The 13,717-nt window shown below is 46.2% G+C and carries 12 protein-coding genes; 4 read left to right on the forward strand and 8 right to left on the reverse strand.

The genetic code is table 11. From position 1 onward, the window contains the following. Positions 1-160 precede the first annotated feature (160 nt). The 4 genes from ACYJZR_RS07090 (at position 161) to ACYJZR_RS07105 (ending at position 3,874) form a co-directional block, all read left to right on the forward strand. Complete coding sequence (locus ACYJZR_RS07090; RefSeq protein ID WP_005483427.1) at positions 161-640, forward strand: outer membrane beta-barrel protein; 480 nt, start codon at positions 161-163, stop codon at positions 638-640. Between the two features lie 243 nt (positions 641-883). Beyond that, positions 884-1,399, forward strand: a complete 516-nt coding sequence (locus tag ACYJZR_RS07095; RefSeq protein WP_140078703.1) for an outer membrane beta-barrel protein — start codon at positions 884-886, stop codon at positions 1,397-1,399. A 384-nt stretch (positions 1,400-1,783) separates the two neighbouring features. Next, positions 1,784-3,364: a BCCT family transporter gene (locus ACYJZR_RS07100; RefSeq protein ID WP_069540361.1), complete on the forward strand. Its 1,581-nt coding sequence runs from the start codon at positions 1,784-1,786 to the stop codon at positions 3,362-3,364. Positions 3,365-3,484: 120 nt separating this feature from the next. Then, positions 3,485-3,874: an ATP-binding protein gene (locus ACYJZR_RS07105; protein WP_100662288.1), complete on the forward strand. Its 390-nt coding sequence runs from the start codon at positions 3,485-3,487 to the stop codon at positions 3,872-3,874. An 18-nt stretch (positions 3,875-3,892) separates the two neighbouring features. Here the strand turns inward: ACYJZR_RS07105 and ACYJZR_RS07110 are convergent, their stop codons facing one another. The 8 genes from ACYJZR_RS07110 to ACYJZR_RS07145 form a co-directional block, all read right to left on the reverse strand. Then, positions 3,893-4,531 (reverse strand): sugar transferase, encoded by a 639-nt coding sequence (locus ACYJZR_RS07110; protein ID WP_005495117.1) that lies wholly within the window; start codon positions 4,529-4,531, stop codon positions 3,893-3,895. A 10-nt stretch (positions 4,532-4,541) separates the two neighbouring features. Continuing rightward, on the reverse strand, positions 4,542-5,735 hold the full coding sequence (locus ACYJZR_RS07115) for a glycosyltransferase family 2 protein (RefSeq protein WP_015296707.1): 1,194 nt from the start codon (positions 5,733-5,735) through the stop codon (positions 4,542-4,544). Beyond that, positions 5,728-6,846: a glycosyltransferase gene (locus ACYJZR_RS07120; RefSeq protein ID WP_193276054.1), complete on the reverse strand. Its 1,119-nt coding sequence runs from the start codon at positions 6,844-6,846 to the stop codon at positions 5,728-5,730. Before ACYJZR_RS07120 ends, ACYJZR_RS07115 begins: the two co-directional genes overlap by 8 nt. Before the next feature lie 235 nt (positions 6,847-7,081). Beyond that, positions 7,082-8,515, reverse strand: coding sequence for a GumC family protein (locus ACYJZR_RS07125; protein WP_005455029.1), 1,434 nt, complete (start codon positions 8,513-8,515; stop codon positions 7,082-7,084). Next, positions 8,512-9,636: a glycosyltransferase gene (locus ACYJZR_RS07130; protein ID WP_031380940.1), complete on the reverse strand. Its 1,125-nt coding sequence runs from the start codon at positions 9,634-9,636 to the stop codon at positions 8,512-8,514. Before ACYJZR_RS07130 ends, ACYJZR_RS07125 begins: the two co-directional genes overlap by 4 nt. 115 nt (positions 9,637-9,751) lie before the next feature. Further along, on the reverse strand, positions 9,752-11,116 hold the full coding sequence (locus ACYJZR_RS07135; RefSeq protein WP_005454946.1) for an O-antigen ligase family protein: 1,365 nt from the start codon (positions 11,114-11,116) through the stop codon (positions 9,752-9,754). Further along, the gene (locus ACYJZR_RS07140) at positions 11,113-12,543 is read right to left on the reverse strand and encodes a lipopolysaccharide biosynthesis protein (protein ID WP_406966335.1); all 1,431 of its coding nucleotides are present in this window, start codon (positions 12,541-12,543) and stop codon (positions 11,113-11,115) included. Before ACYJZR_RS07140 ends, ACYJZR_RS07135 begins: the two co-directional genes overlap by 4 nt. Then, on the reverse strand, positions 12,536-13,708 hold the full coding sequence (locus ACYJZR_RS07145; RefSeq protein ID WP_005483470.1) for a glycosyltransferase family 4 protein: 1,173 nt from the start codon (positions 13,706-13,708) through the stop codon (positions 12,536-12,538). Before ACYJZR_RS07145 ends, ACYJZR_RS07140 begins: the two co-directional genes overlap by 8 nt. Positions 13,709-13,717 lie beyond the last annotated feature (9 nt).

Raw genomic sequence — 13,717 nt, forward strand, 5'->3', positions numbered from 1 at the left:
TTTGTTGTAAACGATGAAAAAGTTACTGGTACAGTAATTGCTAGTAACTTGTCACGTGTTGTTTTTAGTTCTCGGGAGGCAATGGTTCGCCTCCCTTGTATTTGTAGTACCAACGTCTGATTTGCAAGACGTGGGGAATAATAAAGAGTAAAGGTAGATGATGAAAAAAACTCTATTAGCAGTGGCGCTACTTGGCGCATCTTCTGCGGCAATGGCAGATTCTTGGATTTACGGCGGTGCAACTGTTGGTCAATCTGACTACAAAGGCGAGACAGATACGTCTTACTCTGTGCACGTAGGTACAGGTATTCTACCTATCATCGGTATTGAAGCGGGTGTAACTCAACACGGTGAGTTCAACGTAAACGGCCAAGATACTAAGCTGACTTCTTACTACGCTGCACTTAAGCCAAGCATCGATTTTGGCCCACTGCACGTTTACGCGAAAGGTGGTATCCACCAGTGGGATAAGAAAGTAAAAGGCGGCAAAGACGATGATGATTTCGATCTAATGTACGGTGTAGGCGCTGAGTACTTCATTTTTGGTCCAATGTCTGTTGGTGCTAGCTACATGAACTACACTGCGGGCAAAGACGACATCGGTACGTTCTCTGTTAACGCGACATTGCACTTCCTATAATCATCCGTTCAAGATGATGCAAATTCTGAACACCGGCATTGCGCCGGTGTTTTTTTGTCTATTGATAATCCTAACTGCTCTTAATTCTACTATTCACCTGAATTGATATCACACAAACAAAATCTGAACATAAATTATTCACTTTTTGATCTTAAATTCGCCATACCTTCCAATATATAGTGATGAGTAGGTGCGCATGTATGCGTAATGTTCCGTTCAGGAATCGAACAGGAAGGTATAACTATGAAAACAAAACTCTCGTTATTGGCTTTAGCGTTGTGTTCAACATCAGTGCTTGCTGACTCATGGATTTATGCAGGCGGCCAAATTGGTCAATCAGATATTGATGGCGAAAACGACACAACGTATGGCGTGCATGTCGGAACGGGGATTCTGCCATTAATCGGTATCGAAGTCGGCTATTTCAACCACGGTAAAGTCGACTTGTCTTTCGGTGGCAACAAAGGGGATGCGGATTTCACTTCGTTCTATTTAGCGGCGAAACCAAGCATCGATTTTGGTCCGCTACATGTGTATGCCAAAGGCGGCATTAATGCATTCAATGTCGATTACAATGGCGGATTAAGCTCGGTCAGCAACGATGATGGCGTGTCTTACATGTATGGTGTCGGCGCAGAATATTTCTTGTTAGACAATATCTCTGTTGGTGCAAGTTACCAATCATTTGGCGTGGATATCAATGGGGACAGCGATAACCTAAGCAGCTTTACGGGCAACGTGACTTTCCATTTCTTGTAAACCGCAAACTTCCCGATCTTCTTTATCCAACTCACTCTTCACAGTTGGTTGAAAAACTCCACCAACCTCAAAATGGTCTCGCCCTTATGTGCGAGGCCATTTCTTTTGTACTGAATACCGTTTGACCTTGTTGATTGACGGTTTTCCTCTGTGTATTCCAATTTCGAAAAATAGTTAGATGTCGTAGCTTATTCTTGTGAGTTGAAGACGCTCGTTTGGTGTTTATTTGCTGTAAATATGCAATAAAAGTGTCATTTTTGCATAAATTTGTGATTGGTGATAAAATTCGCTTCGTTTTTAAAGTTTAGAGTTCAAATTAATGGAGGGCGGTGTTGGAGTTCTTCTCCCCTGAGAAGCGTTTCAAATTACGTTAAATTTGTATTTATGGATAATGCATTTAAAAAATATAGTATCGACACAACAGACTATCAGGTTGGCCAAGACAACGTTCAAAAATGGGGCTTCGATATACACAATCCCGTATTCGGCATCAGTGCTGGTCTCGTTGTTTTCTGTCTTATTTCACTTCTTCTTGTCGAGCCAGTTACCGCTCGCGACGCATTAAACGGGATCAAAAACGGAATTATTGAACAGTTTGATGCATTCTTTATGTGGTCTACCAATTTCTTCTTATTGTTCGCTGTTGCTCTGCTTTTCTCGCCATTAGGTAAGATTCGTTTAGGCGGTAAAGAGGCGATGCCGGATCATTCAACCGTTTCATGGTTATCAATGCTGTTTGCTGCAGGTATGGGTATTGGTCTTCTCTTTTGGAGTGTGGCTGAGCCAACGGCCTATTTCACGGATTGGTGGGGCACGCCGCTAAACGCAGAAGCGTATTCAGCCGATGCCAAATCACTCGCGATGGGCGCGACCATGTTCCATTGGGGTGTTCACGGTTGGAGTATTTACGCCCTTGTTGCGTTGGCGCTTGCTTTTTTCGCCTTTAATAAAGGTTTACCACTTTCATTGCGTGCGGCGTTTTACCCAATTTTTGGTGACCGTGCATGGGGCTGGTTAGGCCACGTTATCGATATCCTTGCTGTACTTTCGACGTTGTTCGGTCTTGCTACTTCTCTTGGTTTGGGTGCTCAGCAGGCAACCAGTGGTATTAACCATGTATTTGGTTTAAACGGCGGCATCGGTACACAAATGGTGGTGATTGCGTTTGTAACCTTTATTGCTGTGCTTTCTGTTGTTCGTGGTATTGACGGTGGTGTCAAACTCCTAAGTAACGTCAATATGATCGTTGCGTTTGCTCTGCTTATTTTTATTACGTTCATTACCTTTGATACTGCGATGGGTTCATTAGTCGACACGACAATGGCATACATCCAAAACATCATTCCGTTGAGTAACCCGCATGGTCGTGAAGACGAAACGTGGATGCACGGTTGGACAGTGTTCTACTGGGCGTGGTGGGTATCTTGGTCTCCGTTTGTGGGTATGTTTATCGCTCGCGTATCGAAAGGCCGTACCGTTCGAGAATTTTTGTTCGCAGTCATCGTGATTCCGACGTTGGTAACATTGGTTTGGATGTCAGTATTTGGTGGTATTGCGCTTGATCAGGTCGTGAACAAAGTTGGTGAATTGGGTGCGAATGGTTTAACGGATATTTCACTGACACTATTCCATGTTTACGATGTATTACCATACAGCTCAGTGATTTCTATTCTGTCGATTGTTTTGATTTTGGTGTTCTTTATCACCTCATCTGACTCCGGTTCATTGGTTATCGACAGTATCACTGCGGGCGGTAAGATTGATGCTCCCGTTCCACAGCGAATTTTCTGGGCGTGTATCGAGGGTTCAATTGCCGCCGTTATGCTCTGGGTTGGCGGTAAAGAAGCCTTACAAGCGCTACAGTCTGGTGTGGTTGCGACCGGCTTGCCATTTACCTTTGTTCTGCTGTTGATGTGTGTGAGTTTGGTGAAAGGTTTACGTACCGAACTTTCCGCTTACCGCTAATCGATGTTGATAAACTAATACTCAATGCCGAGCATTCATTGCTCGGCATTTTTATTTCTGCTTTTCTTTTTAAGAAATTCCGTTACAGTTTGGGCTTCTTTTTCATCACTCAACTGCATTATGTCGCTTGCTAAACTTATTCTCATTCGTGGCCTTCCTGGCTCAGGAAAAACAACCTTGGCGAAACAATTGGTGAGAGATTTCGATGCGAAGCATTTCGAAGCCGACATGTATTTTGAGAATGAGAAAGGCGAGTACCACTTCAATCCGTCTTTGCTTCCGCAAGCGCACGAATGGTGTTTTGAACAAACGCGAAAATGGTTGAACAAAGGGAAAATCGTGATTGTGAGTAATACCTTTGTACGACATTGGGAAATGAAGCGGTATTTAGATTACTGCCGAAAGAAATCTATCGAGGTGGAAGTGATGGTGTGTTCGGGCGAATATCAGAGCATTCACAATGTGCCACCAGCGACAATCGAGAAGATGCGTCGCCAGTGGCAAGAGTAGCAAAATAGACTCGAAGCATTACTGGCCGCGTCCATCAATCATTACGATAAGCGTTTTGCTCATGATAGAAAGATCCATCGTGATCCACGAGTAAAACGACCCAAGGCTTAGTGCATAGCTGTGGTCAAAACCAACTTTTCTTCTCACGTCTTCAATGCAAGCATCGTAACCTTGGTTTACTTGCGCCAAGCCTGTAATACCTGGCAGTACGCCGTATGTACGCTCTACAAAATATGGAATTTCATCTTCCAACTTTTGATAAAAGGCAGGTCGCTCAGGGCGAGGGCCAATCATAGACATTTCACCTTTCAATACATTGAATAGCTGCGGTAACTCATCGAGACGAGTCTTACGTAAAAATCGGCCGACCGGGGTAATGCGTGGATCATTTTCGGTTGCCCAAACCGCACCTGAGCGTTGTTCTGCATCGATGTACATCGTGCGAAACTTCATGATTTGAAACAGATCCATCTTCTCGGGTGTGCAGCGACCAACACGCAGTTGACGATAAATCACTGGGCCTTTTGAGCTGACCTTGATGGCAAGAGCAATGAACGGAAACAGTGGTGCGGTTACTAGCAGAATCAACAGCGCAACCAGTACATCAAACGTTCTTTTCGCGTGGCATACATTTGAGTCGTAACGTGAATTTTTCATGATGTTTTCCTTATTGGTTGACGCGTTTCCAACGTCCGTTTTCCATGCCTAGTAGGTACTTCATACCGCCGACAAAGTTTGCGATATGGCCAACGACGATATAGCTAATCAGTTTGAAAGGTTTCACTGTGTTAAGGGCTGGTATCAGATAAGTCATTAACGCAATGCCGTAAATGCCAACCTGCGCCAACAGCAACAATAGAAACACCGGATGTTGAGCAAGTAACAATGAGCACACTAAGCACACAATCATCAAATACGGCGTTGCTAAACGCAGAACCTTTCCTGATAGAAATGCAAAGGCGGTGCCACGATAGCGAGGCAGCAACAATTTTTTCAATTGCATCAGCTGCTGCATGTTTCCGGCTGAGATTCGTAGGCGGCGCTTGAAGTCCGCTTCGTCTGAGCTTTGTTCCAGTTCGAGCGCGAGCATCTTAGGTTCGTAAACCGAAGTGAAGCCTCGCAAAACGATTCTCATAGGGAGAATGAAATCGTCATTGATGGTGCCAGCTTCGAGTGGCTCAAACAGCTTAGTCCTGAACGTGTAAAACGCGCCGTGAGAACCAATCGTTGAACCAAGTAAGGATTCTTGGTGTTTAACGCGAGACTGGTATTGCCAGTAAGCGGCTTCGCCTTGATTGCTAGTGCGCATAATTTGGTATGTCGCATTAACGACGCCCACTTTCTCATTTTGATAATGCTGACTTGCCAAAAGGAGAGAGTCGCAAGAAACCAGAGCAGATGTATCACTCAGCGCCGTGATGTCGGACGTGACGTGTTTCATCTCTTCATTAATCAACGCGACTTTGCCACGATTGATAGAGTGGTCGTTCACAATAAACAAGGTATCAGAGCAAATCGCTTCTTGGATGGTATCTTGTGCGATTTCTGCAGTTTTATCGGTACAACCATCACACGCGATTACCACTTTCAGCTTATCCCTTGGGTAGTCCAAACTCGCCAAGTTGCGAATTTTCTCAGCAATCCACTGCTCTTCGTTGTAAGCGGGGATGATGATGGTCACGGAAGGAAGTTTGTTATCACTGGCCGAGGCTTTGTAATGACGCTCTGCAAAGTGTTCGCCTTCGTCGTTAGATTTTGGTTTGAGTGGCAGCCATTTCAGCAGTAACGGATAACCCACATGATGGTAGATGATCAAAAACGCAGACAAACCAAAACCAGCAATCCAAATGAGATCATTCATAAGTCGACTCCTTAGCCAAACGAGTGTAGCGACCAACCATGTCACGAATATCGAAATGTTGAAGAATGTAAGCTCGAGGCGAATGGATGTTTGAATCCAATTGTTTAGATAGAGCCTCCGCGAGTGAAAATACGCGGTTAGGTTCTACCAAAGCGCTGCTTTTCGGGCACAGTGTTTCTTTCACGCCGCCAACATCCGTCGCGACGCAAGGGATGTCACACGCTTGCGCTTCGAGTGTTGAAAGCGGAAACCCTTCTTGCAGAGACGGTAAACAAAACAAGTCTAAGCTTTGGTAGAAGCTTGGCATGTCGTCGACTAAACCGAGAAAGGTGACGCGTTGCTCAAGTTTGAGTGTGCGTACCAAATGTTCAAGTTGCTCGCGTTGGCTACCGTCACCTGCAATCGCAAGGTGGGTATGAGATTCAAGGTGAGAGAAGGCCTCTATCAGCACTTTATGTCCTTTCACGGTTTCTAATCGGCCTGCTACGCCAATTACGGTTTTATCCTCAGGTAGTCCAAAGTGATTTCTTTTAGCTTGGCGATCACCGCACTGAAACTTTTGACAATCAATACCGTTGTGAATGGTGCACACATCGCGATAGTTGAGTTTGGTTGTGATTTGGTCCGCAACAAAGTGCGCATCGGCAACCACATGTGGTCGAACGGCTTTTAGCAGCACAGACTGTAAGCGCGCAGCTTTTTTATTGTTCAAATGCCAGGCATCATGTTCGGTGTGAATGATGACAGGAACGCCAGCCAAACGTGAGGCAATGCCACCGTAAAGCAAAGGACCAATATGATGTGTGTGTACAACATCTGGCTTCATGCCTTTGATCATCGCCGTAAGTGTGCCTAAGGTTTTAACGCTGAACCCCGGCTGTTTATTGAGAAAATGAAGCTGGCTTTTGTATTCGGTCAACTTAGCCCATTTCGCTAAGGATTGGGATTTGGCGCCTTCTAAGCTCACCACAAACACATCGTGACGAGGTTCTGCGAAGCGAAGCATATCCAGCACTAGCGTTTCTAATCCACCCGGTGCCAAGTGTTGCACCACATGCAACACCACTTTTTTATGATTCCGTTTGGTGTTTTTATTTTCTCTGCGTTCCATCTTTACGCCCTCAGTAGTGTGTATCTACTCTGAACAACGTATTGCACGCTACGTGCCATTATTTATTTAAAATAAAAACAATCAGTTAGGAGTTAATGTTAAATCTGGAAGTCAACATTCTCAATTTGAGATTCATATTAATGAAAAGACAAAACCATGCGGTAAATTAACGTGGCGTAGCAAAGAAAAAGCACTCGGGTCAACGAGTGCTTTATCGTCATGGTGAGTAGGAGAGTTAACTGGCGAACGTCACTTTAGGCAAGGTGGTGATCACCGGAACGCCCAGGTGTTTTTCTAATGCTCGGCGAGAACGCACCGAGTTATCTGCCAGTTCAAGTATGGTGGCTAGACCAACGCCAAGGCCGGCACCACCGATAAAGCCTAGAATGATAAATACAATACTTGGTAGATTAGACGGAATTGTCGGAGTGAATGGCGCATCAATGATCTTCACGCGTTTGTTTTCTTCAAACACACCAAGCGATCCTGTCAATTGCGCCATTTCGTAACGCTCGACGAGGTCGTCGTACATTTCACGCTTTACGGCGACATCACGTGCTAAACGGTTGATTTCTGTCGCGGTGCTACCAAAGCGATGGGCATTGCTTTCTAACTCTTGAATCATCTTTTGCAAACTGACGGTTTCTTCGGTGAGTGATTCAAAACGGCTACGCATAATTTGCAGTTGATGAAGTTGAGATACAAGCAATGGCTGCGCTTCTCCAAGGCTACTTACCGTGGCGTTACTCGCAATGTCCCACAATTGGTTACTGTTCAGCTCTGGCTGTTTTGAACTGAGCAGAACTGTTCGTTCTTGCTCTAAGCGTTTTAATTCGCGCAATTTTCCTTGTACTAGGCTGTGCGCTTCGGTGTATTTGGCGCGGAGCAGAGTAAGCTCGCTTCGGATCTCGATAATTTGTTCTTCAATCTTACCGATGACGGGGTTGGTTTTGGAAAGCTGTTGGTCCAAGCTCCCCAAACTGCGAGTCACACCGGCCAGCTCGGCTTCTTTCTCCGCCAAGGTTTGCTTTAAGCTGGCTAGGCGGGTCAAGCTTTGGGCCTGCATTTCTGGAGTTGCGTGTGAGTAGGTGTTTTTGTACTCGGCAAAAGCGTGCTCGGCTTTGTCGAGTTCTTCTCTTCGCTTATTGATATGGATGGTCAAAAAATGACTGGAATCCTTAATCGACGAGCGTTCAGGGGCCAACAGTTGCTCAACAAATCGGTTACTCACCGACGTCAACATTGACTCCATTCCTTGTGCTTTACCGCTTCTTAGCTGAATTTGGATAAAGTCTTTACCCAGTTGTTGAACAGACAAGCGCGAAGCGAGATCTTTGATGATGAACTCTTGTTCTTTCGCGCCCATGTCATCGTCAATCAGCCCTTGCTCTTTTGCGACAGAGTAGAGCACGTGACGGCTTTTCAGCAAAGTACTCAACGCACTTAAACGGTCTTTAAGCATGGTTGATACGGCAATATCTTGCAAAAACGGGTTCATCTTCGCCGTTTCTTGAATCAACATGCTGGTGTGTGCGACGTACGTTGTTGGAACGAGCTTGCTTACGCCAAAACCAAGGATAGGTAGCACAAGCATCGGAATGACAATCATATAGCGACGTCGCCAAGCGCCATGCAGTAATACGCTGATGTTTTCTCGTAAATCACTCATAGTGCCCTCACTAATTTCTCAACTTGGTCTGCTCTTGCTTCCCAGCTTTGTTGTTGGACATAAGATGTAGAGCCGTTTGGTGGTGGCAGCAGGTGACTTAGGCTGGCACACACGTCTTCGACGTCGGCGACGATGTGTAACATGTGTTTGTAAGGCATCAGAGCCGGAAATGGCGTGCTAATAACGGGCGTGCCCGTTGCCAAATACTCCAAAAGTTTGAGCGGGTTACACGCTTTGATTTGTGCGTTGTCGACAAACGGTAGCCAACTTGCGTCCCAGTGTTGGGAATAGCTTGGCAATAAATGATGCGCGCGAGGCCCCAAGTAATGAACGTTATCTCGCTGTGGTAATGGATTGTGGGCAAACTCATTCGGTCCAATAAAAACCAAATCCCAATCCGGTGCGTGTTGGGCGACTTGGTCGATCAAACGATAGTCCAGCCAGTCAGACAAACTGCCATAAAAACCCAATATTTTACGGCCATTGTTCGGCAAGTCGCTTGCCTTTTCTGCAGGCGTTGAAAATAGACTGAAATCGACCCCGTGTGGCAGCGTTGTGGTTTTATTATCCGGAAATCGAGCGGCCAGCTTGTCGCTTGCAGCAAGAATAAAATCGGCGCTATCAATCAGCGTGCGTTCATGCTCCATCACTGTTTGATGATCAACGCCCGCTAACGCGCCAAAATCGTCTCCGCAGTAGTAAATCAGCCCGCGTTTATTCATGGCATTACACACATCAGCGGCGGTTGGTAGGGATGTCCAAAATAATGGGTTGTCGAAGTTCAACGCTTTTAAGTGTTTTTCTAGTTGGTGCTGCATCATCTTCGCTGCCACTTTTCTTGAAAAAGCAGAGTGGGGAGCCGGTATTGTCAGCAAATTTACCGTGAAAATGTTGTCTACCGCATCACAATGCATGGTTGGCTTATCTGAGCCAGTATCGCCGAAAACGCGGGAAATCTTGCTCACTAAACGTTGAATGTCTTTACTCGTCGGTTTTGGTTGTCTTAAACCGATGGAATTAACCCAAAGAATGCGATGGTTGGTGGCAAGTCGCTGAACGATGTGCTGCGTTGATGATGGTAGGCCGCCGAAGTCTTCGCCAAATACTACGATATCCGTCATGTGTTTCTCCTTGAGTCCTTAAGATTGGGTTTCTGATAGAAGGAGTAATCACAATGCGTGCCAAGGATTTTAGCTTTTAAAAACAGCAGGTTGTATTGTTGTCAAAATGAAAGGATTAGGATTTCTCATTTTGACAATCAGATTGAACGATACGACTGACCACCACGGTGAGCGCGGCAAGGATGTAGATAGGCCAAGTAAAGCCTTGAGTAAGAAACGTACCCGAAACAATGGTGCCGATAAGGCCGCTCAATACCGCGTTTGCGCCAACAGTCAGTGCGTAATCGGAATCGGGTGTGAGCAGCGAAATGGATTTTAAAGAGGTGCGAATCAACGAGACGATCAGCGTGATGAATACCGCTAGCCCGACAAATCCGGTTTCCGCTAACACGCCAAACCATGTACTGTGCACCGCGTGGTTGATGCCATCCCAATGTGGGCTGTAGAAATAGTAGTTGAAGTAGAAGTTATCCAGTCCTACTCCAGTAAACGGGTGGTGGAGTGCCATTTTGAAAGCCGCTTCCCATGCGTACAAACGACCCATCGCTGATGCGTCGATACCATCTTCTGCTGCGCCGCCGGATTCACGCCCCGAAATCCCAGCAAAAGCATATAAGGCTAAAGCCGCAACCGCCCCAAGAACCAAAACCAAGGTTTTGCTTTTGATGTGTTTAAAGGCAAAGTAAGCAAACACAGAGAGCGAGCCCAACAAACCGCCACGGCTTTGTGTTTGTATCACTGCGAAAAACAGGATAAAGCAGGTGATAAGCGCGAAGAGTCGTAACAGAGTTGGCGAGCGCTTTTCCATCAATTGACTAACGGTAAAGGCGAGAGGAAACATCAACACGAGTGCCAAATCGTTAGGGTCGCCCAGCACTGAACCAATGGAACGCCCAATCGACACGCGAGTGCCTTCGACTAAATCAATGCCGTTTGCAGCGTTGTTAAGCGCGACTAACCCAATCAACATGCCGGCGACGATGATCGCTTTGGACATTTGAGCGAGCTGCTGTGGTTTGGTGATCAGCCAAGTGATCGCCAAGGTCATCACAATGATTTTCCAATACGTATTTTTAAATACCGTGATGGCAATATCTCGGCTAGAGGCGAACACAATCCCGATGATAACCAGGCCCCAGAAAATGCACAGCCACTTGAGTGAAGGGTGCCAGAATGCCGTAAGTTGACGACTTAGCAGTAGATGAAAAGCTAGCGCAGCTAACGCGCCAAGGGATAAAAGCAATGGAATTTTAAAGCTGTAAATGGCAGGAAACGCTTCGTGGATACGGAAAAAGGAAAAGATAACGAACAGTGTCACGAGCCAAAAGGTTTGATTGAGGACGAATAGCAATGCCAACGGTGCAAAGCACACTGCCACAATCAAAATGGGGTGAGGCATCACGATCCAAAGCAACGCAATCACGACGGTGATCGTCAGCGCTGCAATGGATTGTTTTGTTCTCACATCGGTTGGGCTCATATCGAATATCTCTTCACTTGTCCGCGCCATCGAATGAATTGCTGACTTAATGCGCTGCGGGCTTCTTTACTCATGTAACGAACGGCGAGCCCTGCCAGCAGGCTGCATGTCAAAATGCAAATTGCGATGGCGATTCCTATCGATTGTGAAGAGTGAAGCAGGAACAGTGCCACACCTGAGATAATTTGCAGTAAAACCATCAAACTCAAATGGAATGGTAGAGTCATACACTGTTGGCCAACCGCGTAAGTTAAGCCGAGTTTACAAAGCTGCGCGTAGTACAACGCAATGAACACGCCAAAAATACCGAGAGAAGACAAACCAAACAGCAACCCAATCGCAACGAAGGCAGAAACCACATTAATACCAAGCAACCATCGGGTTCTGCGTTTGAAAAGAATGGCGATGTTTAACAATTCGCTCCATTCCTTGAGCATCGCAATCGGTAGCAAGAACAGAGTGTACAGTACCGCTTCATGGTAGGTTTCTGGCAAGAAGTTCGTGATCATGACCATTGCTAGTGTCGCTACAACCACGCTGAGCGCAGAAACATAAATCATCCCTAAATGAGAAACGCGCACGGCTTCACTATCTCGACCATTTTCCAGGTACGCAAAGCGTCGTGGCATCCACCACATGCCAAATGGCTGCACCAAAATACACATACCCACAGCGAACTTAACCGCAATCGCATAAATGCCTAACGTCGCCAACGAAGCATTTGCACCGATGAACCAGCGCTCGGCGCCATTCAAACAAAACGCGACAAGTGCAGACAGCATTACTGGTAGGCAGTAATTCAAATACTGCTTGGCTAAGGCAATCTGAGGCAGAGCAAGGGTGTAACGGTTGATGATGTGTAACCAAACAAATTGCATGACCGCTGCGATAAGACCGCCAATCAGCACCGAGATGACATGCGGGTGCAGCGCAAGCGCCGCGACGATAAACGTGACTTGCAGTAGAGTCGTCGTCACCATCACTTGAAGCAGCGTTTTGGCTTTGTCATCTTGAGTGCGCAGCCAAGCCGTGCCAATCGCAATGCTGCCTTCCAGAACAATGGCAAGCGTGACAACAGCAAATTCGATGCGCGTAAAAGGTTCAGGAATAGGGAGCAACGCAATCAGTAACAGGAGAATCGAAGCCACCGCGCAGGCGATCAGTACCGACAATGAATAAAGTTGGTTGAGAGAAACGGTTCTTTTTTGTGCGTCTTTCTCAACGCCGACAAAACGATAGAGTGCTTCGTGCAAAGCAAAGCTGACCAACAAGGTTGTCACTACGCCAAAAGTGGTCAGTAGCTCTAGTTTGCCCATTTGCTCTGGCGTCAAAAAGTGTGGGAGCACAGGCAACATGAGTAAGCTGATGCTTTTGTTGATCACTAACGCAATCGCGAAAAGTGATATGTTGGTCATTGCTTTAGACATGGTCATATCCTTTGACGTTGTTTCGCGCTTTGGCACCGTGATGACTGGTTGGTGCATGCTCTGAACATAAATATTGAGCGATTGGCATGTAGCAGCGTTCCGCGCTGTATAGCTGTGCGACATTTAAGGCTTCAAGTCCCATTGTGACCTTCATCCACGGTGACTCATTAAGCAGACGAATCGCGTTGTGTAGAGAAGCAGCATTATTCGGTGTGTATTTGATGCAGTTCTTTCCATGAGTCAATACGCGATCCCAATAGCTATCATCGTGAGGGATAACCACACACATACCGGACGCCAGTGCTTCTAAAATGGAAAGCCCGAAAGGTTCGTTCACGCTGGTGGAAACAAAAACACCACACTGTGCACGCAATTCGTTGAGGTTGTTTGGAGATTCATACCAATCGACCCCTTTGGTATTAAAATCCGGAGTGGAATATTCAACGCCTGGTACATTCGGTTTGATGTAACAAATGGTGGATTGAATGGTGGTGGTGTTTTCTAACGTTAGGGCATCCAGCAGTAAATCCACGTTTTTCCATTTCAACAAACTCGCTGCCCAAAACACGCGATTGGAGATTGGATTAGCTTGTTTCGGCCAGCGTTCGCGAGAAAGGCCGTTCACAAATGTGGAGGCGTTCAATGTGCTCCAATATCTTTCCGTCGCAGGTTTTGGTGTTTTTAAATAGGCTTGCAACGCGTTAATCAAGGATTCGCGAGTGTTTGACAGATAGTAGATAGCGCTGGCTTTTACTAAGCAGTAGCCGGACGATCTTGCGACGCCAACAGGTCCGTGAATCATTTGTACCACTGGTTTGCGGCTGAACAATCTCATCAGGTACAAAGGCATGTCATTGCTTGGGCAAGAAAGCCCCAAATACCAATCTATTTTTGGTAGCTTCATGCAAACCTTGAGTAGTTGAATCAGGTAAAACGCATTCATCAACCAATAGATAAGGCCGTGAGTGGAGCAAAACGGCGCCGCTTTTATGTTGAGAATCTGAATACGCGGCGTGTCTTCCAAAAGTGGCGTCCAATGCTCGGGCTTTGTTGTCACCAAATAACCAACAACGTTGAGCTTATTGCACTGTTTGAGTAGCTCTGCATTGGCGATTTTTGAGCCGCCTTGCATTGGAATCGCATCGAACATCAATACACGTTTCATGATCTGTTC

It is taken from the genome of Vibrio sp. RC2502 (assembly GCF_054850435.1).